The organism is Pseudomonas sp. GW821-FHT01E10 (genome assembly GCF_059422365.1).
Genome location: NZ_JBWKWT010000009.1, coordinates 26,857 through 53,362, shown reverse-complemented (window position 1 = coordinate 53,362; position 26,506 = coordinate 26,857). Strand labels below are relative to the sequence as shown.

The window sequence follows — 26,506 nt, the reverse complement described above, 5'->3', positions numbered from 1 at the left end:
TTTACGGGATTCCCGATCGTTGCCCCGGTAAATACAGTAAGTGGCATTACAAAACGAGAGTGTGGATATGAGCAACCTTGACGACCGGAACATCATTGTCACTGGCGCCTCAGGCGGTATTGGCCGTGCTTCTGCACTGGCTTTTGCCAAAGCGGGCGCCAGAGTTGTGCTGCTTGATCGCGATGCCCTAGGCGTCGAAGAAACCGCCAGCGCTGTCACGGCTGCCGGTGGCAAGGCTTATTCAATCATCTGCGACGTTACCGACGAAGACGCTGTGGCCGCAGCAGTCGATGATGTCGTCACTCGATTTGGCCGTCTGCATGGCGCGTTCAACAATGCAGGGGTCGAGCAAAGCAACTTGCCTCTGCATGAAATTTCGTCTGCAGCGTGGGATCGCATTATCCGCATCGACCTGACCGGTGTTTTCTACTGCATGAAGCATCAGATCCGGGCCATGTTGAACAGTGGCGGTGGCGCCATCGTGAACACCGCTTCGTCCCTGGGCTCGGTAGCGATTGCCGCTGCCTCGGACTATATCGCTGCCAAGCATGGGGTGGTCGGGTTGACCAAGGCTGCGGCCGTCGACTATGGCACCCTCAACATCCGGGTCAACGCAATCATGCCAGGGATCATCGAAACGCCAATGATCGTGCGTGCGAGCGAAGAGCCCAATTTTGCCAAACAGTTCGCTGCATTGCGCGAACGACACCCTATCGGTCGTTTCGGAAAACCGGAAGAAATCGCCAAGGCTGCGCTATGGCTGCTGTCCGATGACGCCAGTTTTGTGACCGGAACGGCAATGGCCGTAGACGGTGGTTATCTCACCGTTTGAGACCCCCTGACAGACTGTCCCTGACGCTCGACAGGGAGTCGGTCACTTTTGAACCTGAAACCCCGGAGTACCCCCATGATCAATGTAAGTCGTCGCTTGAAAGTCAATGCCCCTGAGGAGTCGGGCGGTGTGAACCTGAACCGCAGCCAGGTATGGGAAGGGTTGGTGAGCAAGGCTCGCAATGCGGTGCCGTTCGTTGATGCCATTACCGAATGTAATGTCGTTGAGGACCAGGGCAATACCTTTATCCGCGAAGTGGTGCTTTACGGTGAGCGCCTTCAGGAAATGGTCCTTCTTACTGAAGAGCAGCAAGTCGAGTTCGTGCGCCTCTCCGGTAATGCCCGTGGTCTGATCAAGAACGTCATCGAGGAAGAGGATGGCGAACTGTTCCTGCGCTTCTCCTTCGATTTCTCCCTGCCGGGCGTACCGGCGGGCAGCGAGAAGGAAGTCGAGTTCTCAACCGGCATGCAGACGTCCTACCTGAGCGCCGTACGATCCACCCTGCAAGCCATCCGTAACAAGGTCAGCAAAGCGGCATAAGATTCACCGCAGCGACCAGAAATGAAAAAACAAAAACAAGAAATGAGGCGTGCAATGAACCATGAATTGACAGGTATGTTTGAAAGTGTCGATCGGATGTCGGTCGAAGGTTTTTTGAGTTATCTGACCGATGACGTTGTGTTTCGGTTTGGCAATTCCCCGGAAGTAGTGGGGAAAGAGGGTGTCAGGGCGGCGATTGAGTCATTTTTTACCCAAATAGCCTCGCTGGAACACATTCTTCAAGGCGTGTGGAGCGAGGGCAACACGACAATCATGCGTTTTGATACCTATTACACCCAGCATGACGGCACGATTATCAATGTTCCTTGTTGTGTCGTTGTTCACTTCAATGCTTCCCGATTGATCAATGATTATCGAATTCACATTGATATTTCGCCCCTGTTCAGCAGCGCATCTGCTGGTAATGTTATCCAAGCGTCTGCATAACCACACATGAGTGCCAGTTGAGCTGCACTCGCCGGTCGAAGCCCACGCCGCTTTGCTGGCGAGTGCAGTGTTTTGGTTTGCGAATTTCAGTAAAGGCATTTCGATGAAGGATTTGAATCTGCTCTATACCTTTGAGGCGTTGTGGCGAGACCACTCAGCCTCCATTGCGGCGCAGAATCTGGGTGTTACGCAGGCTGCCGTCAGCGGTTCGCTCAAGCGGTTGCGAAACGATTATGGAGACAGGTTGTTTACGCTGGTCGGTCGCCGAATGGAGCCGACGCCGTTTTGTGTCCATATCGCGCCGCGACTGTTGGCCTCCCTTGCGATGGTCAGGGAGGCAGGAAGCCAAATGCCGGTGTTCGATCCGAAAAATTGTGAAAAATCATTCGTCTTTAGAATGCGCGACATTGGCGAGGTCGTTTGTTTGCCGCCCATCTTGAGCGAATTGTCCAGGGTTGCACCTCAAGCTCGAATACACACCGTCGTGGGTGGGATGGATGAGACGCTCAATGGCCTGTCCACTGGCAGAATCGACCTGGCGCTCGGCTTTTTGCCGACCCTTCAGACTGACATTCACCGTACGCCTGTTATTTCTCAGTATTACGTCTGCGCCATGCGCAAAGACCACCCCTTGGCACATCGCGGCTTGAGCCTCGAAGCCTTTGTCGCCAGTGAGCATTTGTTGGTGGAGTCAGGTGGTGGCGGTCACCAGGCACTGGAGCGTGTTTTGGTCGATGCGGGCGGCAGAGACTGCATTAAAATGCGCACCCCTCAGTTCTTGTCCGCTCCGCACTTGCTGTTGGATACCGACATGATATGGACGCTGCCCATTTCCCTGGGTAAAACCCTGGCGCGCTTTTATCCTCTCGTCATACACCCTCTGCCCCTGCAAATACCCTCGTTCGAGATTGATCTGTACTGGCATGACCGATTTCACCGAGACCCTCAGAACAAGTGGTTGAGAGAAATGGTCGGCCAGGTACTGCGCAGCCAACAATCAGCCTGGCAATAGTCGCTTTCAAAGGGAACCGCGGCCATTAAGGCGTTATGTTCCCCGAACTCAAAACATCAATCGGCGTGGCCTTCGCCTTCATCAGGCGACGCGCTCAACGGTGATGCTTCGCTCCTGGATGCTTTGGGGTAAATGGAGGCTCAGGTAGTCGATCAGGCTGCGAACGGAGGGCAACATCCCCTTCGGTTTGGGGTAGAGCAGATGGATGATATGTGTTGCACCGGTCCAGGAGGGGATGACGACTTCCAGAGCCTTCGCGCGCACCGAGGCGGCGGCTATGGGTTCCGGCAACAAGGCGACGCCCAGTCCATTAACAGCGGCCTCCAACTGCATACGCAGGTCATCGCATATGAGACGTGGCTGATGGCTGACAAGCAGTTCTTCACCTGATGAACTGCGCAGGAACCAGCGACCGACTCCATCATGGATGTCACCAGGACGCGAAAGAGTCTCGATGCCTGAAATGGCCTTGATCGAGGTAGGCCGGCCGACACGATCGAGAAAGCGGGGGCTTGCGACCAGAATCTGCCTGGTTGCCCCTAATTCCTTTGCGACCAACCCGGCCGTTTCTTCAATCCGGGTACGCGATCGCAAGGCCACGTCGAAGCGCTCTTCAAAGAGGTCGACCTCTCGATCGACTGCATTCAACTCAAGCCGTACCTTTGGGTGTTTCTCCATATACCCAGGCAGCAGGGGGGCCAGGTAACTCTGCGCCATCACCTGAGGACAGCTCAACCGTACCAACCCGACGGGTTCTCGTCGAAGATGTTCCACACTTTCATAAGCGGTATGCGCACCCTCGACAACGGGTTGGCTGAGCGTAAAGAAATGATGGCCGGCTTCGGTCAGCGAAACCTGGCGCGTTGTGCGATGTAACAGCCTGGCCCCCATCCGCAATTCAAGATCCGCGATATGACGACTGAGCAACGTTTTTTCAATGCCCGTTGCCCGTGCCGCTGCCGAGAACCCTCCATGTTTGACCACCAGTACAAAGTAATAAAGGTCATTAAGGTCTTTCATGCAGTGACGCTCTCCTGCGGGGGCCGTTGAGCAACCGTTAACGGCAAAGGCTGATGTAACCATCATTGATCAAACTGGATGCGGGATAAACTAGCTATAATTGAAATGACTGATCCACTGATGGAGCAATCAACATGGAACTTCTGAACGACATGGCGTTGTTCGTCGAGGTCGTCAAAGCCCACAGTTTTCGCAAAGCCGCAGAAGCGATGGCGATGCCCAATTCGACCTTGTCGCGACGCATCAGCGGGCTTGAAAAGGCCATTGGCTTGAGACTGTTAAATCGCACCACGCGCAAGATCGAATTGACCGAGGCGGGGCAGTTGTACTTTGACCGGTGCAAGCGAATCGTTGACGAGGCGCGGCTGGCGCACGAGCAGCTGGGTGAAATGCTCGCGCATCCAAGCGGCCTTTTGCGCGCGTCACTGCCGGTGGATTTCGCCAACATTTACCTGGCACCGCTCATTGCTGAATTCGCTCGACGGTACCCTGGCATCAGCTTTGAATTCGACCTCACGCCACGCCAGGTTGACCTGGTCAGCGAACCCGTCGATGTGGTTATTCGAATGGGCGAACCGGCAGATTCGAATCTGATTGCACGCAAGCTGGCGAGCCTCACTCGTCGTTTGTACGCCTCGCCTCGTTATCTGGAACTCAATGGAGAACCCAGCGATCCGTCCGAGCTGGTAAACCACGAATGCTTGCGCCTGCGAAAGGCTGGCAAGTGGCAGCTTTCCCATTCAGGCGAAGTGGTTGAGGTCGAGGTGGGAGGACGGTTTCAACTGAATAGCGTCGGGATGCTTCGGCGATTGGCGACACTGGATCTGGGGATAGCGCTGCTACCTGAAGGCATTGCAGCGGACGATCTGCGCACTGGCTTGCTGCAACCGGTACTGCCCCAATGGCACGCCAATCCGATCCCGGTGTATGCCCTGACTGAAACCCGTCTTTTGCCTGCAAAAACTCAACGTTTCATTGAGTTTCTGCGTGAGCACCTTGAGCACGCTTGACTGTCGGGTTCCGTCGAGTGCTGAGCCAATAAAGACCACCAATGGCTGTCGCGCCGATCAGCACAGGAAGCGCCAACCAATGGAAGAAGACCTGTGATGTGCCCGCGGTGGAAATAAACCAGGCGCCCAGCATCGAGCCGACAATTGAACCGCAGCGGCCAACGGCCATTGCCCAACTCACCCCGGTCACCCGGGCGGCGGTGGGGTACAGGGTGGCTGACACCAGGTTGAGGCCGTTTTGCGCACCGGCTACACCGAAGCCGATGAGAAATACCATGGCAGCCAATTGATAGGGATCACCCATCAGATAGCCCGTGACGGCAATGACCACAGCCGTTACCGAGTACGAGAACGTCATTACAGGGTAGGGGCCGACGCGATCCATCAGCAGGGCCATGAGAATGGCGCCGACGGTACCGCCCAGCGGCACCATGGCGCCAATACGCGAAACGTAAGCGATATCGTAGCCGGCGTCTTTGAGCAGGGTAGGCAGCCAGCTGGTCAGCAGATAAAACACAAAGAGCGAGCAGAAGAAGGTCACCCACAGCAGCAATGTTCGGACCAATCGGCCGTCGATGAACAGGTGCGAGATCGGCGACCTGACCTGGGCCGGGCGCTCGTCATCGAGGATCGTTACACCGCTCCAGCTCTTTCGGGTGATGCGTTCGACCACCCGACGCAAGACGTCGGCGTGCTTGCCCGAAGACGCCATAAACCGAACCGACTCAGGCATTAGCCAAGCCAACAGTGGCAGTAGCGCCAGCGGCATGACGCCACCGAGCACCAGCACAGAACGCCAGCCGAATGCAGGAATCATGTGTGCGGCGAGCATGCCGCCCAAGGCAAGGCCCGCCGTGAAGCCACTCCAGCTCAAGGTCACCATGATCATGCGTCGGCGGGCGGGGGAGTATTCGGCGCTCAAGGCAATGCACGCCGGCATCGCACCACCCAGGCCGATGCCGGTGATGAAACGCAAAACCGTAAGTGACTCGATCGAATGGGTAAAGGCGCTGGCCAGGGTGGCGAGACCAAACACCAGCACTGAAATCAATAAAACGCGTTTACGCCCGAGGGCATCGGCGACCGGTCCCAGTATCAGGCTGCCGACCATCAGGCCGAATAATCCAGTCCCGAAAACTGGTGACAACTGGGCAGGCAACAGACCCCATTCTTCGCGCAGTGACGGGGCGATATAACCAATGGCTGCGGTATCGAAACCATCTACCAGGACGATGAGGAAGCACAAGGCAAGGATGACGATCTGGTACGGCGAGATCTTCGCGTTATCAATGATCTCGCCAATTCGGGCGTTGTCAGGATTCATGCGGCTACCTTTTATTTTTTTATCTGGACGGGATCGTCGCGAAGCGCATTAAATAAAGGAAGCCAATTCTAATTATTCAAACTATCTGGTTTTGTTATACCTATGCGCACCGACCTCAACTTGCTCCGCGTCCTGCTGGCCGTTTATGAAGCCGGCAATGTCACAGCTGCGGCGAAGCGGCTAGGCATGAGCCAACCTGCAACCAGTGCTGCACTGGCCCGCCTGCGTCACTCACTGGGCGACCCGCTGTTCATTCGCTCGGGCAACCTGATGGAGGCGACGCCACGTGCGCAAGGCATCATTGAACGCACCCGCGAGGTGATCGAAATCATCGACCGGGACATCCTCCGCGGCCCGACTTTCGACCCTGCCACCAGCGAGCAGGAGTTCGTCTTTTGCCTGAGCGAAGTGGGTGAAGTGGTCTTTCTACCCGCGCTATTCCAAAGCCTGCGCAGCGCGGCACCGAATACCCGCATTCGAACTGTCAGTCTGGCACCTGATGAGCTTGTGGAGAACCTGCATGAAGGCCGGGTCGATGCGGTGCTTGGCTATTTTCCCGACCTCACAACCCCCAACATCTATCAGCAGCGGTTGTTCTCTCATGACCTGGTCTGTCTGATCCGCCTCGATCACCCGCTGGCGGGGGAGCAACTGTCCCTGGAGGACTTCATCAGGCTGGAGCATCTGCAGGTACGTGATGGCAGCCGACGCCAGGAAATGTTCGAAGCCCACCTGACCAAAGCAGGTATCCACCGCAACATCGTGCTGCAGACTTCTCACTACATGAGTGTGCCATCGATCATCGAACGCTCCGATTTGATCGTGGTGTTGCCACGCACCGTCGCCAACATGTACACGCATAATCTGAATGTGCGAATGGTCGAGCCTCCCGTGGACATTCCACGCTACGACCTCAAGCAGTACTGGCATGCACGTTTCCACGAAGCGCCGAGAAGTGTCTGGCTGCGGCGCTTGATCATGTCGGTATTCAATGGGTGACGTATCAGGTCAATCTGGAACGATTGACCTGGCAGAAGGGGCGAGAAAAACGCGTTTAGCAGAGTGTCAGGGCTTTTTTCACGTCATCGTCCAGACTATGTTGCCAAACCCAATCTAGGCGCTGTTCCAACGCGTCCTTCAATTTCCGGGAATCGCGACCAACGGTTGGGTTCTTGTATTCGTACAACTCACCGGCTTCCCAGGACGTGCGCTGAACGCGCGAGGCACGCTCGCGTCGGACCTCATCGTAGGCCGCCAGCAGTGCGGGTACATCCGCCGCTGAAGCCGCCTCGTTCGAAAGCAACTCTGCCAGGAAGTAAGCATCTTCGAGGCCCTGGCCTGCGCCAGCACCCTGGTGTGGCAGCATCGCGTGCGCCGCGTCGCCAATGAGTGCTACTCGTCCGTGGACATAAGTGGGTAACGGCTCCACATCGTGAAGGGCCCAAAGCGTCGGGTTTTCAATGCATTGAAGTAGCGTTTTTACGGCAAGCCCTGAGCTTTCAAAACTGTTCAGCATTTGCTCTTTCGAAGCCGCTTTCACCCATGGCATGTCGGCCGGCCAGGAGGGATGTTCGACATGGCGGTCGGACACAAAGGCAACGATGTTGATCAGACGCCCCTTTTTAACGGGAAACGTCAGGACGTGGGCGTCTTCGCTCAGGTACATCTGAGGCACGTTGAGTAAGTGCTCATCCAGTGCTGCCGCACGATAAGCATCACGGAGTACCGCCGTTTCCAACAATCCCCTGAACGCTGACGTGCCGGTGAAGCGCGGCTTTACGGCTGAATGGCCAGCAGCAGCAAGCAGGGGATTACGCAGGGCTGATTTGATTCCGTCTGCGGCAATGACAACGTCGGCTGGGTAGGAGCTGCCGTCGGAAAACTTCAGTGATACTTCGTTATTGTTTTCTTCATAGCCGACGACTTGCCTGCCCAACGACGCAATGCCTTGCGGTAGGCGCTTGGCCAACAGATCGATGAAGTCGGCGCGATGGACAGATGATTGCCCTACGCCCGGCGCAACGCTGGTACCTATCAGTGAGGCATCGTGCGCATGACGCCACTCGAACCAGACGTCCTGCCAGGGGGCAGAAGTGCTGTCGGCAATTTCATGGTAGTCCTCGCCGATACCGAGCTGCTTGATAGCCTGTACAGCATTGGCGCCAAAAGAAACGCCGGCGCCGATTTCACCGAAAGCGGGGGCGACTTCAAACAGCTTGACGTGTGTCATTCCCTTTTTTATCAGGCCTAGTGCCAGGGCAGTCCCGGCAATTCCTCCACCCACGATGGCTACACGTAGCGCATGCTTGCGGTCCATTGAGTCACCTTTCTATTGTGATTATTGGTGGGCCATTTTTCGCAACTTTGATGCGCAGCGTCCAAGACTTTGTCCCTATGCACCATAGCCTCGCGGCTATACTAGGGAACCTCCCTGGTAGAAAGGCCGTCATGGATATCCGTCAAATCAAGCGTTTTATCGCGGTGGCAAGAACACGGAATTTCACCAAGGCAGCGCAGTCGCTGCACGTCGCGCAGCCGTCACTTAGCAAGCAGATCCATCTGCTCGAGGAAGAGTTGGGTTTTCAACTATTCCTTCGTGAGACACGCCCCATTCAGCTGACCCCGGCCGGTCAGCGATTCTATGAAGATGCCATAGCACTCGTTGGCAAATTCGAACAGATGACGGCAAATGCTCGTCAGACGGCCTTGGGCACACGTCAGACGTTCACGATCGGTTTCGTTGCCTCGGCCTTGTATGGTGCCCTCCCGACGATTATTCGCCGTTTGCGAAGAGTTCGGCCGGACCTGGACGTGAAATGGGAGGAAATGACATCTGGTGAACAGATGGTTGCGCTACGGGAAAGGAAGATCGATGTAGGGTTTGGACGCATCCACACGGAGGCAGCCGAGGTCGATCGAATAGTGCTCAGAGAGGAGCGCCTTATGGCTGCCATAGCACCGGCCTTTGAGCTTGCTTCCATATCTACCCCTGTTTCACTAGCTGAACTGGGTGGCTGGCCGATCATTGTTTATCCCTCCCGATTCCATCCAAGCTTCGCTGATCAGGTGTTGAACATGATCAGAGCGAAGGGTGGCGAACCCTCGGAGGTACACGCAGTAGGCGATCTTCAGACAGCGTTAGGATTGGCGTCCGCGGAGTCGGGTTATTGCATCATTCCCGCCTCGGCTCGCCACCTCAGACGTGAGCTGGTTTATCGACTTGTAAGCGACAAAGAAGCGGTCTCACCGTTGATCATGAGTTACCGCCTTGATGATAACGATAGCGTCGTAGAACTCATCAAAGAGTTAACACGTACGTTGTACGCCGAAAAACCGGAGTGGTTAGAGCCGGAATATAACCGCATTTTGAATTTCTGACCCTGCCTGTTATTTCCCTTTAGACCCTTTCACCGTGATTGGAGCGGGAGCGCAACAGTCCTTGGTGATTTTCATGCCTAGTCAATAGGTAGTGGTCTACCTACAGTTCGGCAACTCATTAACCACCACGACTGATCGGGTGTGTTACTGCAAGATCTGTTCTTATAAAAACAAGCAAGAATAACGGAGTGCTTATGGGTCATCGTCTGCAGGGTAAAGTTTGCATTATTACAGGCACTGGCGGGTCAATGGGGCGAGCGGCTGCATTAATGTTCGCGCAACAAGGCGCCAAAGTAGTGGGGTGTGACATCTATCATGAGGCGGCTCAAGAGACGGTTGATGCCGTGAAATCCATGGGTGGGGAGATGGTCTCATTAAACCATTGTGACTTGACGGACCCTGCCAACTGCACCCGTCTAGTTGAATTGGCGGTGTCGGAATACGGGCGCGTCGATGTGTTATTCAATAATGCGGCGATGGCCTATTTTGGATGGATCGATCAGATATCAGACGATGATTGGCATCGAACAATCGATCAGGAGCTGAATCTGGTTTTCCACCTCGTACGTGCAGCCTGGCCGGAGTTAATCAAGTCTGCGGGCGCTTCCATTATTAACACGGCATCTGTTTCGGCATGGTCGACCTACCGCATGCTCCCTGGAATCGCGCATAGCGCGGCCAAAGGCGCTGTGCTTTCCATGACTCGCCAACTGGCACTGGAAGGCCGGGTCCATGGTTTGCGCGCCAACAGCATTTCCCCAGGTTTGATTGAGTCCAAGCAAACAATCCCGTTGCTGCAGGATCCCGAGTGGGCAGAAACGATGGTGGGCAAGGTGATGCTGGGACGTTTGGGTAAGCCCGAAGAAGTTGCGGCCACCGCTGTGTTCCTGGCCTCTGATGAAAGTTCTTTCATCACGGGTACGGATATTCGGGTCGATGGTGGAACCACTGCCTGGTAACTCTGCCTGACATTAAACTTGATTAATCAACTGGGCCTGCCTGAAACAAGGAGGGACTCTATTGCCTTGCAAATAATAAACACCCATTAGAGGCAGGCCCGTTGCTCTGTTTGTTCTGTTTGTTCGCATGAATCTTCGTAATCAAAATAATAATCCATACGAGATCATCCTTATGTTGCGCGTAAAAACGTTGCGGCTCAGCAAACGCTCTCCCTTGCTCTGCACGGCAGCCATACTGCTGACTTGTACCCAAACTCACGCCACCGAAAATAACGGAACCGCTTACCCACTCGGTCTTGACACCGTATTGGCTGGGCGAATGCCGCCGCCAGGGTTAACCACCTTTTTTTACAGCTCCGCTTACGAGTCGACTGAACTAAAAGGTGCCTATGGGCGCAGCATGGCCGGGATTGAAGACTTCAATCTCAGTTACCAGTCACTCGCGGTATGCCTGGACTACGTTTATTCCGACTACACGTTATGGGGCGCAACACTGGCCAGTCGTGCCGCCTTACCCTACATAAAAGGGCAGGTGAGTTTTTATACCGAAACACCCCAAGGGCGTGTCCGCAACAGTGGCAAGGATGAAGGCTTCGCCGATCTGGCGTTTACGCCACTGTTTCTGGGCTGGAGCTCTCCACGTTTCCATCAGATGCTGGGTGTGGATTTTTATGCGCCCACCGCTTCGTATGACAAGGATCGGCTGTTCAATGTGGGAACCAATGTGTGGTCCTACTCGCCGTGGTACTCCTTCACGGCAAACCCGATAGATGAGGTGGAGATAAGCGCCAAGATTCTCTACATGATAAACGACAAGAATCGTGCGACTGATTACCGGTCGGGGCGCGAGATTAATGCTGACTATCATCTTGGCTACAGCTTGAACAAAAATTGGCAGGTTGGGGTCAGTGGGTATTTGTACAAGCAGGTGAACGATGATGAGCGTCACGGTGAGTCGGTGTGGGAGGATGGCAATCGAGGTCAAGTCGTTGCTTATGGCCCTGTTGTGAAATATCAAACCCCCGAATTTGGCGTACTGATGAAGTGGCAGCATGAAACGCTTGTCGAAAACCGGGCCCGCGGCGAGCGACTCTGGCTCCAGGCGGTCGTGCGTTTTTAAGCCTGGTCTATTGGCCACAGCTGCGAAGCAGGGGCGCCAGTCGTGGCCCTTGCGCCGTGATTGGTGCATCAGCACAACAGTCCTTGGTGATTTTCCTGTCTAGTCAGTCTCTGGTGCCTCATTTATGGTCTGGTGATTAGACAATCAGGCGGGCTTTGGGATGCAGCAAAAGGAACACTTCAAAACGCTGAGCGGCTTCGGCTCCGTGCACGACGTACCCAAGCTGCCAACCGGTTTTACTGACGTCTTCGAAAGCTACGAGATCGCGGCCAACGGCGTGAAACTGCACGCCGTCATTGGCGGGCAGGGCAAGCCGTTGCTACTGCTTGGGGGCTGGCCGCAAAACTGGTTTGCGTGGCGTTACCTCATGCAGCCGCTGGCTCGCACGTTCACCGTGATCGCTGTCGATCCGCGGGGTGTCGGGCTCTCGGAAAAAGCGCAGGAGGGTTATGACTCAAGGACCTTGGCCCAAGACATATTTGCGCTAATGGACGCCTTGGGGCATGAGTCTTTTGCCATGGCCGGCCATGACATCGGCATGTGGACCGGTTATGCCATGGCACACGATCAACCCGCCCGAATCGAGCGCATTGCGCTGGGCGAGGCGCTTATTCCAGGCTTATCGGACTCTCCGCCATTGCTGCCTGAGCAGCGCTGGCTCAGTGATTTTCTCTGGCATTTCAACTTCAATCGGGCGCTGGGCATCAACGAGCAACTGGTCAGTGGTCGCGAAGAACTCTACTTCGGTCACCAGTTCGCGACGAAAGCAGGGTCGCCAGAGGCGGTACCTCGTTACGCGATCGACTTCTACATCGAACAACTCAAGCGCGATCCACAAGCCCTGCGGGCCAGCTTCGACTATTACCGCGCAATCGATCAGTCGATTCCACAGAACCAACAGCGTAAAGCAACGCGCCTGACCTTACCGGTGTTGGCATTTTCGGGTGCGCTTGCCTGTGGCGACAGCGTTGAAGCCGAGTTGCGCACGGTCGCATCGAATGTCGAATCCGTGGTCATTCCGGATTGCGGTCACTATCCGGCGGAAGAACGCCCGGAGGCATTGCTGGCTGCGTTTGAGGCGTTTTTCGCGCCCTATGCACGATGACCATTTGCCGTTCGGTGAGAGATGGTGGGGCTACACTCATTATTGCGCATTGAACGACACCACCAGTACCAGAGGCTGCTGTCATGTCTGTCGTTATCGCCCCGCTTAGTCGCGCCAACCTCGGCGGCCATTTCCACGGTTTTGGTCTGCGCACCGAGGCAGAATTGATCTCCCCCTTCATTGGGGTCGACCACTACTGGATGGACGCGCCGACCTTTGGGCCACACCAGCATGCCGGCATTTCGGCGGTGTCCTACCTGCTTCCCGATTCCGAGACGGGCATGGCCAACCGTGACTCGATCGGTACCCAGAACGTGATTCAACCGGGCGGCCTGCACTGGACTACCGCCGGCCGTGGCATGGTGCACGAAGAGGTTCCGGTCGAAACCGGCAAAAAGGTTCACGGACTGCAGATCTTCGTCGCTCTCGCTCCATCGAACAGGGACATCGCTCCGTTCCCGCTGATACTCGAAGCGCAGGATGTGCCAGTCATGCAGGAGCCAGGTGCCAAGGTGCGGGTGCCGTTGGGGAGCTATCGTGAAATGCGCTCCCCGCTGAGTCCACCGACCGAGGTAACGATGCTCGACATCTCTCTGGAGGAGGGTGCCGAGCTGAGTGTGTCTATTGCCGCAGGCCACTGCATGTTTGCCATGCCAATCGACGGCACGGTGGAGGTGGAGGCCCAGCGCTTCAATCGCGAGGACCTCAAGCTTCCGGTGTTCCCGGCGCAAAATACTCCACGCGAGGTCAAGTTGAGAGCCCCGCAGGGCAGTGCCAACGTCGTGCTGTTCAGCGGACCTCCGCTACCCTTTTTTTGAACCCAACGAAACGAGGATTTGTACTATGGCTGCCGTACGATTCACTGCAGAGAACGCCGCGTTGTTACTGATCGACCATCAGGTCGGCACGATGCAACTGATCAAAAACATCGACCGTGAGTTTGCCGCCAAGCAGTCGATTGCGCTGGCCAAGATGGCGAAGATCCTCAACATGCCGGTCGTGATTACGTCCAGCCAAGAAGATCAAGCCCAGGGCCCGATTCTTCCGGAAATCGCCGCGATACTCCCAGAAGCGCACGCGGCACGGATCAAGCGTCCCGGTGTGGTCAACGCCTGGGAATACGCCGACTTCCGCGATGCGGTGCTCGCCACTGGGCGCAAGCATCTGATCATGGCCGGTGTGACCACCGACGTTTGTCTTATCTTTCCGGCAATCGATGCTGCGCTCGAAGGCTTTGCCGTGCAGGCCGTGCTGGATGCTTCGGGCTCGCCCAGCGATCTTTCCGAAGAGTTCGCCCGTCAACGAATGCACGATGCTGGCGTCGTGCTCACCGCCACCAATACACTCATGGCGGAGATCGGACAGGATTGGTCCACACCTAACGGACAGCAACTGATTGGCTTGTTGTTCACCGATGTATTCCCGGCCTTGGGTGCCGGCATCCAGTAAAACTGCAATCCTGTCGCGCTGCTCGAAGCGCATGGCTCGTCGAGCAACGCGACAGTTCCCAGATCAGTTCACTTGCGCATAGCGAACATATTCGGCGCTGATCCGGTTTGAATGGCTGACCAGCCCGCGGACGAAGGGTAATCGTGCTGCTTCATAACGGGCCAGCACAGCGGCAACGGGTTCGTCTGCGCTTTGGTCTGCGAGCATTTGAGCCAGCACCGCCGCATCTTCCACTCCGGTCAAAAAGCCGCGCCCGGTCATCGGAGAAACGACGTGGGCAGCGTCGCCGATGATGGCCAGTGCGCCACGTGCCAACCGCTGCGGCTTGTATTCGGCAATCGGAGCGCCGCTCAATACATTCGCTGAGCGCACACCGACAGTCACTGCCTCTGCCCACATCTCAGGCCAGACCTGAGGGACCTGGACGACCAAGCCAGACCTCACGTCTTCATCGATCGTCCCGCGTCCGAGTGTGCCCACGATGTGGCCATCGGCGGTCAGGCAGCCGGTGCTACGGAGCAATGCCTCCTGATGCACATCGAACCATGCGAATGTGACTTGACGCTGACCTGGCTCCATCGAGCCGTCGCGACCTGGAAGCACCGCGGCAACCAGACGATATCCGCCCACGAACTCAATCCATAGGCCGCCGTCCGATGGCCAGGGGACGGGACGCGTCAGCGCTCGCTCCTCGACCAGCCCACGCCACACCAGATAACCGGCGTAGCGGGCAAGAGGTGCGTCGGGCGTGATTGCCTGGCGAACTATGCTGCGATATCCGTCCGCCCCGATCACCGCGGCGGCAACCCTCTGCGTTCCGTCGGCAAAGGAGAGTTGTGCCCGATCGCCAAGGTCTGTGACCGAGGTGACGGCGTTGCCTTCTTCGAGGACGATGCCGGGTGTTGCGACAGCCCGGTCCCGTAGCCAGTTGTAAAGCGCCGGCCAAGTCGTCAATTCGCGATAGGCGGGTACCACGGGCAAAATGGGCGCAGCACGCGGATCATGGCCAACCGTCGCCGCGACCACGTCAAGATCGACACTCAGGCTGTCGCCACCGTGTACACGCCCGATGGAGCGCTCAACGATACGAACGGGCACGCCCCTGGTCGCGCAAGCGAGCGCCAGCGTGAGGCCGGCAAGGGATCCGCCGACAATTATAATTCCCGGGTGTGTGGTGTTCATCGCGTGTAAGCACTCATAACGTCAACCTTCGTGAAAATATGCCGGTTCATCTAAAGGTCTTTTGCGTGACTGAAATGATCAGCGCGATCACCGCCACGCCGATCACGACCCAAAAGTATTCCATGCTGGCGACCAGGGTCGATTGCTGCTGCAGCATTTGTGCGTGCATCGCCACCGAGATTTGGTTCGCTGTCGTGGCGCCCACTTTGGATGATAGTGCTTGCGCCAGCTGTTGAGTCTGCTCCACATAGAGAGTGTCGCTAGCGCTGAAGTGCACGTTGAGGTTGTTGTATTGCAGGGTCGTACGCCATTGCAGAAACAGTGTGGCGGCCGTGGTGCCAATCGCCATGGCGATCTGTCCCATCATGTTTTTGATCTGATAGGCATGCGCGAAGAGCTTCTCTTCTTGCATCACGTCCCGAAAGGTCTGCATGGCGGCAGTCGACATGACCAACATCACAAAGCATCCATTGAGAATCAATGCCGGCAGAATGTTCGACCACATATTGGCGCTGGGCGTCAGCGAGGATAGCAGCCAGCCAAAGCCACCCAACGCGATGAATCCCAGAATGAAGAACTTCTTCGGGGCAGGGTACTTTGGAAGGAGAGTGGCCATGATGACCCAGGTGGCCAGGGTGCCGGTCAGTCCGATGGCCTGGAATGTACCGATGGTGTCCCAGGAGTAGCCCAGTCCCGTTTGCAGGAAGTACGGCAAGATGTAGTTATTGGCGCCCAGTACAACGTAGGCGTAGCAAAACAGCGCCACACCCTGGAGGTAACGAGGCTGCATCAAGTCTCTGACTTTCAGGAAAGGCGTGGCCTTGTTGTGTTCGGCGTGGAAGAAGGTGTACATCCCCAGTGCTGCCAAGAGTGCGCAACCGACGATGATGAAGGTGTCGTTATAAAAGTCGTAGTAGGACCGCTGCAAAATGTAGAGCAGAAAGAAACTGCTGACCGACAACAAGAGAATGCTTGCCAGGCTCGAGGGGGTTCGGTCCTCCTCGGGGATAGGGCTCGTCGGCAGAAAACGCACGCAAAGTGCTGCTGCAACCAGGGCGCCGACGATCAGTATCCAGAAGATGGCGTGCCAGGTATTTTCAGCCACCACCCACGACGAGATAAAAGGCGCCGCAGCCGTCCCGCCAGCGAGCCCGGTGGCAAATACTTTGATTCCCGTGAACCGGCCCGGGCCTGGGGGAATCAGGTTGATCATGAGGCGTGCCGACGTCATGAACGAGGCCCCACCCAGGGCCATGATGACTCGGCCTACGGTGAAACTGGTCAAATCAGCACTCACACCACACACCAAAGCGCCCAGCACGAAAACACTGATTGAGCCGAGCATGAAATTGCGCCAGCCCAGGCGCTCCGTCAGCCAATGCTGTTTCGAAATCACCACCACTGCGATACAGGCATACAGGGCGGCCACCAGGCTGAATTCTTCAGGGCTGGCCTCGATTTCGCCGTGAATCGGTGCATTGGCAAAAGCGATCATGCCCGCCTGTAAATATTCCAGCGCACAAAGCAAGCCCACAGTGAACAACAAGGCAGCGTGTTTTCTGTACATGATCCGCCCCGTCAAAGCTTCAGGTTTTTGGGGGCATGGTCACTGCCCTCATTGGCACTGATCACGCGTTCCACAACGTCATTGGCGTCCTTAAGTTCGTTCTTGAAAATCTCGGTGCTGTAAACCGGTTGCTGTGCACCGGTCTTGTTCAGGACGGGGCCATTGCGATCGGAGGTATCGACTGAAACCCGCATGGATAAACCGAGGCGCAAGGGGTTTTGTGCTATTTCCTGCGGCCGCAAGGCGATCCTTACCGGCACCCGTTGAGTCACCTTGATCCAGTTGCCCGTAGCGTTCTGGGCCGGCATCAAGGAGAAAGCGCTGCCGGTACCGGCATCCAGGCCGATGATGGTCCCGTGGAAGATGACGCTGCGGCTGTAGGCATCCGCACGCAGTTCAACGGGTTGGCCAATACGCAGATCTTCAATCTGCGATTCCTTGAAATTGGCATTGACCCAGACTTGATCAACCGGCACCACCGACATCAGTGCGACGCCCGGACTGATTTTTTGTCCGACCTGCACACTGCGTTTGGTGATCACGCCGGCAACCGGTGAATAGATCTGGGTGCGATGCAAGGCGATGTAGGCATCACGCAGGTTGCTTGCCGCGACCAGCACATCCGGGTGAGTGCGAAGCGCGGTGTCGTCGACCATCGCGCGCCGAATGGAGAGCGCGTGTTGGGTGCCATCGAGCCCTGCTATTGCGTTTTTGAGTACGTCGGCGGTGTGGCTGATCTCTTCACGAGAAACGGCACCACTGTCGGCGAGTTGGTTGCGCCGACGCAAATCATCCCGAGCCTTGCGCACGTCGTTTCGACGCTGCTCGACTTCGGCCAGGAGTTGCTGGACCTGGTAGTACTCAGTGCGTGCCAGGCGTACTGCGCGAGCGAGGTTCGACTGGGCGCGCTCGTACTGAATTTCGGCGTCCACGGCGTTCAATGTGACCAACGGCGCGTTGCTATCGACATGATCGGTGTTGTCGCCGTTGATTGCCGTTACGGTACCGCTGACTTGGGAGGTCACCTGAACCACATTGCCGTCGACATAGGCATCGTCGGTGGATTCGCTATCCAGTTTCAGCAGGTAGGCAACGCACAAGGCAACGACCATAAGGACGATGGCCAGGATCAGCAGCAATGTGGGGCGGTGCGATGTTCGCTGTTGAGTGGTAGCGGCTGGGGAGGGCGTAGTTGTCGTCATAGCGTCATTTACCTGCCAGGGAGGGCGCGTTGTTCGGTCAACATTGAGTTAACGAGGTTGCAGCGTTCCGAACGCACCGCGCTGGTAGCCATCAATGGCTTCGGCCAGCGCGAGCTGAGAGGCAAGCGCCAGCGGACCTTGCCAATACACGGGTTGATTCAACGGGACACCTGAAAACAGCACAGCCTTGGCGTTGCCCTTGGGGGCGCTCAACCTGACTGCGCGATCGTCATGCAGCGGCAGATTCACCGGCAGCGTGAGCTCGATGAGATTGAAGGGGAGGTCGTCGACCCACACTTCGCCGTCAATCGGCATCACGAACGCCACATGACCCTCGGGAATCGGGACGCTGACTTCAGCGCCGTCCTCGAGCGAGATGTCCAGCACGGTCACTTCGGTGGGCACCGATAATGGCGACGACACTTGGGCGAAACTGCCCAGCGGCACGCGCACCTTGACCCCTGGCAACCGCACCACGGGCACATCCTGCGCTTCGAGACTGAGCGCAAACGGAGCGTCCGCTTGGCGCTCCTGCGGCAGGTTGATGAAAATCTGCAGCATGTGCACCGTCTTGCCCGGCTCGGCCGGCACCTCCTCGTGCACCACCCCTTTACCCGCCGCCGTCCAGTGCAGCCCACCGGGTCGAATCAGGTTGCGGTTGCCCAGCGCGTCGCGGTTATCAATCCCGGTTTCGGAATCAAGAAACAGATAGGACACGGCCGAGAAACCGGCATGCGGGTGCGGTGGAAACGTCGGCCCGCTGATCCAGGCATGATCGACCGCGAGGAAGGGGTCGATAGGCTTGGCGAGCTGATTTCCACGCAGGCTGAAGGCCCGGAACTGACTGCCGTGATTCATGCGCTGCAAACGTGCGACGGTCGTCATGGCAATCTCCTCAGGCGCTCTGTGCCGGGCTCATGGCCGGGTAATCGATATACCCTTGCGCGCCCGGTGCGTAGAACGTGTCCTTGTCCGGAGCATTAAGCTCGGCGCCTGTACGAAAGCGCTCAGGCAGATCGGGGTTGGCAAGGAAGGCACTACCAAACACGACAGCATCGGCCCGACCCTCGGCGATGAGGGTTTTGGCGGAGCGCTGATCGAGTCCGCCACCGATCAGGTAGCTGCCGTCGAAAAGTGGACGCAGCAACGCGTGGTAGTCGACGCTGGCGCCAAACAGGGCAACGTGCAGATAAGCCAGGTTCAGCCCGTGCAACTGTTCGACCAGCCAGGTGTAGGTTTCTTGCGGATTGGCATCGACGATGTCGTTGAAATTCATCTCAGGAGAGATCTTGAGACCCACCCGGTCACCACCGATTTCTGTCGAGATGGCAGCCAGTACGTCCAGTACAAAACGAACACGGTTTTCAACCGATCCACCGTACTCGTCCGTGCGCTGATTACTGCCCGTGGAGAGAAACTGTTCCGGCAGATACCCCGACGCGGCGTGCACCTCGACACCGTCGAAACCGGCCTCGATGGCCAGGCGCGCCGCTTGGCGATAGCCCTCGATGACCGCGGCAATCTCGACCACGCTGAGTGCATGGGGGGTGACGAAATCCTCAAGGCCCGCCGCGGTCCAGGTCTGGCCGGCGGGTTTGATCGCGGAGGGGGCCTGTGGCTGGGCGCCATTGGGCAACAACGAAGGGTGCGAGATGCGACCGCAGTGCATCAACTGCATGAAGATCCGTCCGCCGCGAGCATGCACGGCGTCGGTAACGTGCTTCCAGGCGGCGACCTGCTCGGCGGTTTCGATGCCTGGGGTGCGGACATAGCCCTTGCCCATCGCAACGGGGAACACGCCTTCACTGATGATCAGACCGGCGCTAGCACGCTGTGCGTAGTAAGTGGCAACCAGTTCGCTTGGCACGCCGGCCTCATCGGAACGCGAACGTGTCATTGGGGCCATAACCATGCGGTTGGACAGGGTGTAGCGACTGATCTTGACTTGGGAAAAAAGAGAATTCATTGCGGTGCTCCTCAGTAATCGATGTAGCTATCATTGATCAATCAGAATCCGGGATAAACCTGGTAAAATTGAAATGACTGATCCACTGATGGAGCAATGTCTTTAACGGATTCCGCGATTACGTTCAGACAAATTGAGTTCAACCTTCAGGATTGGAAGATGAAGTAAGACAATAGGAGGAGGGCGGGCTGGGATAGGTAGCCTTGCTGAATACTTGGATTCAATGAGGTACCGACCGTACTGAAGATTGCGAAACTGGCGATGCCACTTGGTCGACAAGACCAAATGACTGAGTCGATAGGCAGACTTCTAAACCACTTTATGCAGAGCATTCATTTGGGGATGGCAGGCACACCCGGCCAAAAGAGATAAAAGAGAGGAATCAAGCGGGCAAAAGAGATCCTTGCCGCCCTATGAGGTAACAGAGATGAACGAATCGAAATTCAATCCTGAGGAAATGCCGATCCTCGATGCCCGCTGCGCAGCACTATGCGGAATGAGGATTGGAACCAACGCACGCTCGGTAAGTAAATAGTAGATAGCGAGCTAGGTGGCAGAAGTTTTGGTAGGTGATTTTATAATAGAGACGCAGGACGATGATTCTCCATCAAAAAAAATGAAAGTAATCGTTAGATAGCGCTTAGAGGCGGGCTATCTACCGATTACTTCCGCATTTACCCTAAGATTCGCTTCGGCGTTCTACAACGCAAGCCATTGTTTTTTAAGGTAACGATTTTTAACTCTTAATTTCCTATTTTCAGGTGCTGCTAACATCATGAACATCTATGACATGATCCATCATTTAACTTGTGGGCGATGTCATATGTTCATAAGCCGATCGTGGGTCTGCTGCTGCGGGCTCAATGCTCCTGAAATGAATGCGGCTGTTCATCGATTTATGTCCATAGACTTCGCTTTTCCCGCTCAGACTTAACCTCGCCGCCCCGGCCTCTGACTACTCAGCATGCCTGCAAAAATCTGAAGGCCGGTAAAAACGTCTTTTCGTTATGTCTTGGCTTGGAACGTCTTGCCTCGTGAGAACACATCCAGCGAGGAGGTAAGTATGCCCTCCAGAAAAAGCGCGTTAAGGAAGCTACAGCGCGTTCGTCGCATTCCGAGATGGCGGTGCGCTATCATCCGCAATACTTGTATAAATACGTATCGCGTTGACTGTAGATTTGAAGTAATGACCATTTTGGGCGGTTCCCCCGGACAGCCTTTCTACGGCATAGGAGACAGGGATGTTCCGTCGTTTAGCTCACGTGTTTTCTTCGAAGTGCGAGTACGTCAGATCGCTCGTGAATCATGCGGTGGGACAGTACAAACGCTACAGAAGAGCTGCCGATAAGCGGCACACGGTTGCCGCATGAAGTTCCACGCTACCTCGTGCTGTCCAGGAGCTGTTGATGAACCACGATGACCTGCAGTTTGCCCATGATCGGCCGATCGCACGGCAACAAGAAGACCGGCTCGATCGAGTCGACTTTGCTCAACGCTTGGCGTGGGCGGTGAGCTCCTGGAAGAACCAGGAAAGCCTAGTCATCAGCCTTACGGGCAGCTGGGGAAGCGGCAAGAGTTCGATCAAGAACATGACCTTGGAGCAGTTGGCGAACAATCAAGGTTGTCAGGTGATTGAATTCAATCCCTGGCAATGGTCTGGCCAAGACAAGCTCAGCAGCGCCTTCTTCGAGGAGGTCTCTCGGGTGGTTCAGCGTGAGGATCCTAGCGACGCTGACAAGCAGCTGGCCAAAGTTCTGCGGAGTTACGAGCGGCGCCTGAACGCGGGAGTGAACGTCCTCAACCACACCGCCAAATGGGCCCCCATCCTGCTCGGCTCTGCCCTAGTGACCACCGCGCTGGGCAGCGTCGCTGAAGGCACTGCCGCACAAGTGACCATCTGGACAGTCAGTGCCGCCAGCTGGCTTGGAAGTGTCGCCCCCTGGCTGAAACATGGGGCTGACTGGTGCCTCAAAAAATCGAACATCCTTGACCAGCAAGCCAAGGAAAGCGAGATGACCCTCAGTCAAATTCGCGGACAGCTGCAGCAGTTGCTCAGCGCACGGCAGCAACCATTGTTGATTGTTCTGGATGACTTGGACCGGCTGTCCACCGAGCAGTTGAAAGCCATGTTCCAATTAGTCAAGGCCCACATGGATTTCGCCAATGTGGTGTTCCTCTTGTTGTTCCAGCGCGACACTGTCGAGCAAGGCCTTGAGCGAGCGGGGTTTGACGGGGCGGACTACCTGGAAAAAATCATCCAGGTACCGTTCAGCGTACCCGCAATCTCGCCCAATCAGCTGGAGGAAATCCTGTTCAGCAGGTTGAATGCCATCCTAGACAGTGAGCCGCAGCTGCAACAACGGTTCGACAAAACCTATTGGGGGCAGATGTTCCAGCGTGGCATGCGTCCTTTTTTTGGCAACTTACGCCACGTCTATCGCTACGCCTCGACCTTGGCATTCCACTGCCGGCTGCTACGCGGCACCGAGGTGGCAGAGGTCAATGCGGTCGATCTGTTTGCCCTGGAGTGCCTGCGGATCTTCGCCCCGGAAACCTACGCGGAGATACCCCGACACAAAACACTGCTCACCGGCAGCGAGCCCTATGCTCGACAGGACGAAGTGCAGCGTAACCGTATCATCGAAGTAATCGACCAACTGGTGAAACTCGCCCCGTCGAATCATAAGCTGGCCACGCGCCAGCTGTTACAGGAGATGTTCCCGACCCTGGACTGGGTGTTCACCCGTACGCATTACGACCAACCAACCCAGCTTCGCTGGCTCATCGACTCGCGGGTATGCTGCGAGGAGGTGTTTGATCGATATTTCGAAATGTCGATTCCAACGCAGGAGCTTCCTAACTCGCTGTTGCACGAGTTCGCCCGGCAGATCACCGAGCCAGAGGACTTCGCCACCTTACTGTGCACTTTTGAAGACGACCGCCAGGCGGAAATTTTACAGCGCTTGCTGGGCCTTGTGGATGAGTTCCCGCTCGACCAGTCAGCGGCAGTGGTGCAGACCTTGCTGCGTGCTGGTGAACGGGTCTGCCGGCGCATGTCGCACACCCATTGGTCGCCGCGCGAGCAGGTCGTACGCTTGCTACGGCTGTTCCTGGAGCGTCACGCGCAAGAGAGTGCGCGAAGCCAGCTGGTCATCGAGGCGTTTAGCGCTGTGCCCAGCCTAGCCGTTGCGCATCAATTGGTCGGTGCAGACTACGCGCTGCGCCGCAGAGGCGATATCGGCATGTTCGACGATGTGGGACTGGAGCAGCTGAAAAGCCTGTACCTGGGCAACGTGCGTCAGATGGCAGGCGGTGACCCTGATGCGTTTCTGGCTGACGAAGACCTTCCGTCCTATCTCAATGATCTCAATCACTACAGCGCTGGGGGCGATGAGGGTCGCGGGTGGGTGGGCAGACATGTCACTTCACCGACCCGATTTCTCCAGTTCGCGCGTGGATTTACTAGTTTTCAAACCACGTCCACCAGCAGCGGAACTACCCGTACGGCCTACATTTCGCCAAGTACACTGGAATACATGATGGGGCTCACTCTCTGCGGAGAATGGGTTGCGCAATTGGAATCGCTGGCACTGAGTGAAGCAGATTTAGAGACGTTAGCGCTGGTAAAGGACGCGCTGTCACGCCATGCGCTGGATGAGACGGCCATGCAGGAATGACGCGTGCGCGATGCGATGTGTCGGCAGAGCCTGGCAAAGGAAAACGGTATGGACGCCATCATGGCTTTCACATACCTTCCACCTATTCACGCTGTGATCAACAAGGAAGAATAGGCATGCAGTTGATATCTGCCCAAGTGGGCCCCTTTCGTTCGATTAACGAACAACAAGACGTTGAAATCGATCCACAAACCACTGTACTTGTGGGAATGAACGAGGCAGGAAAAACTGTTTTTTTGAAAGCGCTACACAAGGCCAACGATGCGCTGGATAATGAAAAATTCAGTCTGACAGATGACTACCCACGTAAAGACCTTGCAGCCTACAAACGACGCCATGAAGAGTCTCCCGATGTGGCCGTAAATCTGGTCTATAAAATAAGCGATGAAGAGCTCGCTGAAGTCAACGAGGTGGTTGGGTCCTCGCTTGATGGGGTATGTGAATTCAGCGTCTCACACAAATATAGTGGGAACAGAACAATAGGAATTAGCGTGCCGGAGCGACCGGTTCTTGATAAGTTATCTGCGACTGAAGGGCTCTCATCCACCGTGGTCACTGCTCTGAGTAAAGCCCACAGCGTGATCAGCGTAAATACCGTTTTAAAGCAGATGACCGAACTTAATGACGTCGATAAAGCACTCCAGGCACAATTAGAAGCTCGCGTGAAGGCCAAGCCCGATAACTGGGGGTCAGTCTGCCAATACGAAGCATGGCAAGTACTCAGCCCCAAAATTCCAAAATTCCTATATTTCAGCGATTATGACTTGCTACCTGGCAAGCTGAACCTCAAGAACCTGTCTGCACGTTTGGCTGCTGCTAAAAGCGATCCTACGAATGCTCATAAGCAAATAGAACCTAAGCATCAGGCGGTACTGGCGCTGCTACGTATGGCTGATGTGCGTCTTGAAGATTTTTCCGAAGGGGCTGCATCTTATGAAGATCTGAAAGCCCAAATTGAAGCGGTTTCCATCAACCTGACAGACCAAGTCTTGAATTTTTGGAAGCAAAACGAAGACTTAGAGGTCGAGGTCGACATTCGCCAAGATCCGAAGGATGCGTCACCTTTCAATGACGGTCCTAATCTTTATCTACGGATCCGTAACCGGAGACACCGTGGTGTATCAACCCCATTTGATCAACGCAGTCGGGGTTTCATTTGGTTTTTCAGCTTCCTAGTCTGGTTCGACAACGTACAGGATCAATTGAAGCTGCAAGCGCCAAAGTCTCGTTCACAACTCATCCTACTGCTTGATGAACCCGCGTTGGCACTGCATGCCTTGGCTCAGACCGATTTCCTTCGCTACATTGACCATTTGGCCCAGTCCCACCAGGTGATATATACAACGCATTCCCCCTTCATGATCAATTCTGATCGCCTCCATCAGGTCAGGGTCGTAGAAGACAGACCTACTGTCGGCACTGTGATTTCAGATAATCTCTCGGGGTCTGATGCGAAGACTATTTTTCCCCTGCAAGCGGCGCTGGGGTGGAATATTGCTCAGAATCTGTTTATCGCTAAGCATAACCTTCTTGTGGAAGGCGTCTCGGAACTCACGCTACTTCAGGCTATGTCCAAGGTAGTAGAGGCCGCTGGTGGCAAAGGGTTGAACCCTAATATCACAATTGTGCCCGTAGGAGGCTTGAGCAATGTGGCGACATTCATATCGTTGCTAAACGGTAATGGATTGAAATTTGCGGTATTGCACGACTACAACGGAAGACCTGATCAGAAACTCGACTCGCTGGTCCAGCAGAAGCTCTTGAACAAGAAGCAAGTCTTTAACTTCTCACAATTCAGGGATCTAAATAATATCGGTGACAACACCACTGCTTCCGACTTGGAGGATTTGCTCGATATCCCAACTTACCTGTATTTCTTTAACCAAGTCTTTGCTAAGGAATTGAAGGGAATCACATTATCCGAAGCAGATCTGCCGCAAGGAGACCGAATCGTCCAGCGAATCGAAAAACACCTCGCTGCCGAAGGAGTGAAAGTGAGACAGAACCCTGGATACAACCACTATGCAGTCGCTGCAGCGTTTACATCAGCCGTCCCAGAGAAGGTTGAGGATGAGGTAATTCAGCGCTTTTCAGCATTGTTTGACGCTTTGAGCGCCGCCTTAAAGTGATTTGCCTTGCAAGGCTCCGTTCAAGCCCGGAGCTTTGCTTTTGGTTGCACACTCTGGGATTTGAACTGTCTGCGTAGCAAAGCGGCGTTTTTCAAGGTAGGTCTCGCAGTAGGCACACTTGCCGTGGAACAGTTTCTCCAAGGCCTGTCGCACATCGGCGCCTTTGTGAGCCTTGTATTTAAATTCCTTCTTCTTTGTGCCTGGGACCGGCGCAGTGGCACGGTGGCTGCGGGCATCATCCAACTCCACAGGTCCAGCGCCACCCGCTAGCAGCGAGGAGGGCGGTTTCACTGAAAATCGGTCAACGCGACGCATATTCAAAGCCTCTCTTAGTTTCAGCACGGGAAGCTTTTCCGCTGTTCTACTCAATGAGGACGAGTTGGTAGTAGCCAGGTCACATCGCGCGATATGTGACTTTGCACCTGGTATCTTCGCGCATTTCCTTTTTGCTGGTCACTTTGACGATGCGTCGTCCTATCACCAGATTGCCGACCACTGCTTCCGACGGCAGAACCCAAACCCAGTTTTTCAAAGCACGATTCGCAGCTTCTGCGAAGCTCTCGAAACCGCGATGCTTGGCTCAATCA

General features: G+C 55.7%; 23 protein-coding genes. 14 read left to right on the top strand and 9 right to left on the bottom strand.

The genetic code is table 11. The features are described 5' to 3' along the window. Positions 1-67 precede the first annotated feature (67 nt). From AC07V0_RS17220 to AC07V0_RS17205, 4 genes are all read left to right on the top strand, one after another. Entirely contained in the window at positions 68-832 is a 765-nt protein-coding gene (locus tag AC07V0_RS17220; protein WP_495019721.1) for an SDR family oxidoreductase, read from the top strand. A 75-nt stretch (positions 833-907) separates the two neighbouring features. Next, positions 908-1,372 (top strand): SRPBCC family protein, encoded by a 465-nt coding sequence (locus AC07V0_RS17215; protein WP_008049901.1) that lies wholly within the window; start codon positions 908-910, stop codon positions 1,370-1,372. A gap of 54 nt (positions 1,373-1,426) precedes the next feature. Next, positions 1,427-1,819 (top strand): nuclear transport factor 2 family protein, encoded by a 393-nt coding sequence (locus tag AC07V0_RS17210; protein ID WP_007970772.1) that lies wholly within the window; start codon positions 1,427-1,429, stop codon positions 1,817-1,819. Positions 1,820-1,922: 103 nt separating this feature from the next. After that, positions 1,923-2,831, top strand: a complete 909-nt coding sequence (locus AC07V0_RS17205) for a LysR family transcriptional regulator (RefSeq protein ID WP_495019799.1) — start codon at positions 1,923-1,925, stop codon at positions 2,829-2,831. Between the two features lie 81 nt (positions 2,832-2,912). Here AC07V0_RS17205 and AC07V0_RS17200 read toward each other — a convergent pair whose 3' ends face one another. After that, positions 2,913-3,851 carry a LysR family transcriptional regulator gene (locus tag AC07V0_RS17200; protein ID WP_310058264.1) on the bottom strand — a complete coding sequence of 313 codons (939 nt, stop codon included), beginning with the start codon at positions 3,849-3,851 and terminating at the stop codon, positions 2,913-2,915. A gap of 134 nt (positions 3,852-3,985) precedes the next feature. Here AC07V0_RS17200 and AC07V0_RS17195 point away from each other — a divergent pair, with 134 nt between their 5' ends. After that, on the top strand, positions 3,986-4,861 hold the full coding sequence (locus AC07V0_RS17195; RefSeq protein WP_495019720.1) for a LysR family transcriptional regulator: 876 nt from the start codon (positions 3,986-3,988) through the stop codon (positions 4,859-4,861). Here AC07V0_RS17195 and AC07V0_RS17190 read toward each other — a convergent pair. Further along, positions 4,824-6,185 (bottom strand): MFS transporter, encoded by a 1,362-nt coding sequence (locus tag AC07V0_RS17190; RefSeq protein ID WP_495019719.1) that lies wholly within the window; start codon positions 6,183-6,185, stop codon positions 4,824-4,826. The two genes, AC07V0_RS17195 and AC07V0_RS17190, sit on opposite strands and share 38 nt — an antisense overlap. 102 nt (positions 6,186-6,287) lie before the next feature. On the opposite strand from AC07V0_RS17190, the gene AC07V0_RS17185 reads away from it, so the two are divergent. Further along, positions 6,288-7,184 carry a LysR family transcriptional regulator gene (locus AC07V0_RS17185; protein ID WP_495019718.1) on the top strand — a complete coding sequence of 299 codons (897 nt, stop codon included), beginning with the start codon at positions 6,288-6,290 and terminating at the stop codon, positions 7,182-7,184. A gap of 55 nt (positions 7,185-7,239) precedes the next feature. On the opposite strand, the gene salA is transcribed toward AC07V0_RS17185, so the two are convergent. Then, entirely contained in the window at positions 7,240-8,502 is a 1,263-nt protein-coding gene (gene salA, locus AC07V0_RS17180) for a salicylate 1-monooxygenase (RefSeq protein ID WP_495019717.1), read from the bottom strand. Between the two features lie 131 nt (positions 8,503-8,633). On the opposite strand from salA, the gene AC07V0_RS17175 reads away from it, so the two are divergent. From AC07V0_RS17175 to AC07V0_RS17150, 6 genes are all read left to right on the top strand, one after another. After that, on the top strand, positions 8,634-9,563 hold the full coding sequence (locus AC07V0_RS17175; RefSeq protein WP_007970782.1) for a LysR family transcriptional regulator: 930 nt from the start codon (positions 8,634-8,636) through the stop codon (positions 9,561-9,563). Positions 9,564-9,757: 194 nt separating this feature from the next. Next, positions 9,758-10,522, top strand: coding sequence for an SDR family NAD(P)-dependent oxidoreductase (locus AC07V0_RS17170; protein WP_102674084.1), 765 nt, complete (start codon positions 9,758-9,760; stop codon positions 10,520-10,522). 172 nt (positions 10,523-10,694) lie between these two features. Then, on the top strand, positions 10,695-11,642 hold the full coding sequence (locus AC07V0_RS17165) for a SphA family protein (RefSeq protein WP_495019798.1): 948 nt from the start codon (positions 10,695-10,697) through the stop codon (positions 11,640-11,642). Positions 11,643-11,802: 160 nt separating this feature from the next. After that, entirely contained in the window at positions 11,803-12,747 is a 945-nt protein-coding gene (locus tag AC07V0_RS17160) for an alpha/beta fold hydrolase (protein WP_495019716.1), read from the top strand. Positions 12,748-12,830: 83 nt separating this feature from the next. Then, positions 12,831-13,565 carry a pirin family protein gene (locus tag AC07V0_RS17155; protein ID WP_495019715.1) on the top strand — a complete coding sequence of 245 codons (735 nt, stop codon included), beginning with the start codon at positions 12,831-12,833 and terminating at the stop codon, positions 13,563-13,565. A gap of 25 nt (positions 13,566-13,590) precedes the next feature. Then, positions 13,591-14,196 carry an isochorismatase family protein gene (locus AC07V0_RS17150; RefSeq protein WP_007970788.1) on the top strand — a complete coding sequence of 202 codons (606 nt, stop codon included), beginning with the start codon at positions 13,591-13,593 and terminating at the stop codon, positions 14,194-14,196. 63 nt (positions 14,197-14,259) lie between these two features. On the opposite strand, the gene AC07V0_RS17145 is transcribed toward AC07V0_RS17150, so the two are convergent. The 5 genes from AC07V0_RS17145 to AC07V0_RS17125 are packed head-to-tail and all read right to left on the bottom strand — an operon-like array spanning position 14,260 to position 20,113. Continuing rightward, entirely contained in the window at positions 14,260-15,378 is a 1,119-nt protein-coding gene (locus AC07V0_RS17145; RefSeq protein WP_495019714.1) for an FAD-dependent monooxygenase, read from the bottom strand. 46 nt (positions 15,379-15,424) lie between these two features. Then, the gene (locus AC07V0_RS17140) at positions 15,425-16,945 is read right to left on the bottom strand and encodes an MFS transporter (RefSeq protein ID WP_495019797.1); all 1,521 of its coding nucleotides are present in this window, start codon (positions 16,943-16,945) and stop codon (positions 15,425-15,427) included. Between the two features lie 11 nt (positions 16,946-16,956). Next, positions 16,957-18,147 carry an HlyD family secretion protein gene (locus tag AC07V0_RS17135; protein ID WP_495019713.1) on the bottom strand — a complete coding sequence of 397 codons (1,191 nt, stop codon included), beginning with the start codon at positions 18,145-18,147 and terminating at the stop codon, positions 16,957-16,959. 48 nt (positions 18,148-18,195) lie between these two features. After that, the gene (locus AC07V0_RS17130) at positions 18,196-19,032 is read right to left on the bottom strand and encodes a pirin family protein (RefSeq protein WP_495019712.1); all 837 of its coding nucleotides are present in this window, start codon (positions 19,030-19,032) and stop codon (positions 18,196-18,198) included. A 10-nt stretch (positions 19,033-19,042) separates the two neighbouring features. Continuing rightward, complete coding sequence (locus AC07V0_RS17125; RefSeq protein ID WP_495019711.1) at positions 19,043-20,113, bottom strand: alkene reductase; 1,071 nt, start codon at positions 20,111-20,113, stop codon at positions 19,043-19,045. Between the two features lie 1,406 nt (positions 20,114-21,519). Here AC07V0_RS17125 and AC07V0_RS17120 point away from each other — a divergent pair. Next, positions 21,520-23,790: a KAP family P-loop NTPase fold protein gene (locus AC07V0_RS17120; protein ID WP_495019710.1), complete on the top strand. Its 2,271-nt coding sequence runs from the start codon at positions 21,520-21,522 to the stop codon at positions 23,788-23,790. 116 nt (positions 23,791-23,906) lie between these two features. After that, on the top strand, positions 23,907-25,919 hold the full coding sequence (locus AC07V0_RS17115) for an AAA family ATPase (protein WP_495019709.1): 2,013 nt from the start codon (positions 23,907-23,909) through the stop codon (positions 25,917-25,919). Here AC07V0_RS17115 and AC07V0_RS17110 read toward each other — a convergent pair. Beyond that, the gene (locus AC07V0_RS17110) at positions 25,911-26,261 is read right to left on the bottom strand and encodes a hypothetical protein (protein WP_495019708.1); all 351 of its coding nucleotides are present in this window, start codon (positions 26,259-26,261) and stop codon (positions 25,911-25,913) included. The genes AC07V0_RS17115 and AC07V0_RS17110 overlap by 9 nt on opposite strands. Positions 26,262-26,506: the final 245 nt, after the last annotated feature.

Coding starts and splice junctions, on each gene's coding strand:
- AC07V0_RS17155 (WP_495019715.1), top strand. CDS start 12,831: ATGTCTGTCGTTATCGCCCCGCTTAGTCGCGCCAACCTCGGCGGCCAT.
- AC07V0_RS17140 (WP_495019797.1), bottom strand. CDS start 16,945: ATGTACAGAAAACACGCTGCCTTGTTGTTCACTGTGGGCTTGCTTTGT.
- AC07V0_RS17145 (WP_495019714.1), bottom strand. CDS start 15,378: ATGAACACCACACACCCGGGAATTATAATTGTCGGCGGATCCCTTGCC.
- AC07V0_RS17215 (WP_008049901.1), top strand. CDS start 908: ATGATCAATGTAAGTCGTCGCTTGAAAGTCAATGCCCCTGAGGAGTCG.
- AC07V0_RS17190 (WP_495019719.1), bottom strand. CDS start 6,185: ATGAATCCTGACAACGCCCGAATTGGCGAGATCATTGATAACGCGAAG.
- AC07V0_RS17175 (WP_007970782.1), top strand. CDS start 8,634: ATGGATATCCGTCAAATCAAGCGTTTTATCGCGGTGGCAAGAACACGG.
- AC07V0_RS17115 (WP_495019709.1), top strand. CDS start 23,907: ATGCAGTTGATATCTGCCCAAGTGGGCCCCTTTCGTTCGATTAACGAA.
- AC07V0_RS17165 (WP_495019798.1), top strand. CDS start 10,695: ATGTTGCGCGTAAAAACGTTGCGGCTCAGCAAACGCTCTCCCTTGCTC.
- AC07V0_RS17160 (WP_495019716.1), top strand. CDS start 11,803: ATGCAGCAAAAGGAACACTTCAAAACGCTGAGCGGCTTCGGCTCCGTG.
- AC07V0_RS17170 (WP_102674084.1), top strand. CDS start 9,758: ATGGGTCATCGTCTGCAGGGTAAAGTTTGCATTATTACAGGCACTGGC.
- salA (WP_495019717.1), bottom strand. CDS start 8,502: ATGGACCGCAAGCATGCGCTACGTGTAGCCATCGTGGGTGGAGGAATT.
- AC07V0_RS17125 (WP_495019711.1), bottom strand. CDS start 20,113: ATGAATTCTCTTTTTTCCCAAGTCAAGATCAGTCGCTACACCCTGTCC.
- AC07V0_RS17130 (WP_495019712.1), bottom strand. CDS start 19,032: ATGACGACCGTCGCACGTTTGCAGCGCATGAATCACGGCAGTCAGTTC.
- AC07V0_RS17200 (WP_310058264.1), bottom strand. CDS start 3,851: ATGAAAGACCTTAATGACCTTTATTACTTTGTACTGGTGGTCAAACAT.
- AC07V0_RS17205 (WP_495019799.1), top strand. CDS start 1,923: ATGAAGGATTTGAATCTGCTCTATACCTTTGAGGCGTTGTGGCGAGAC.
- AC07V0_RS17150 (WP_007970788.1), top strand. CDS start 13,591: ATGGCTGCCGTACGATTCACTGCAGAGAACGCCGCGTTGTTACTGATC.
- AC07V0_RS17195 (WP_495019720.1), top strand. CDS start 3,986: ATGGAACTTCTGAACGACATGGCGTTGTTCGTCGAGGTCGTCAAAGCC.
- AC07V0_RS17210 (WP_007970772.1), top strand. CDS start 1,427: ATGAACCATGAATTGACAGGTATGTTTGAAAGTGTCGATCGGATGTCG.
- AC07V0_RS17185 (WP_495019718.1), top strand. CDS start 6,288: ATGCGCACCGACCTCAACTTGCTCCGCGTCCTGCTGGCCGTTTATGAA.
- AC07V0_RS17220 (WP_495019721.1), top strand. CDS start 68: ATGAGCAACCTTGACGACCGGAACATCATTGTCACTGGCGCCTCAGGC.
- AC07V0_RS17120 (WP_495019710.1), top strand. CDS start 21,520: ATGAACCACGATGACCTGCAGTTTGCCCATGATCGGCCGATCGCACGG.
- AC07V0_RS17135 (WP_495019713.1), bottom strand. CDS start 18,147: ATGACGACAACTACGCCCTCCCCAGCCGCTACCACTCAACAGCGAACA.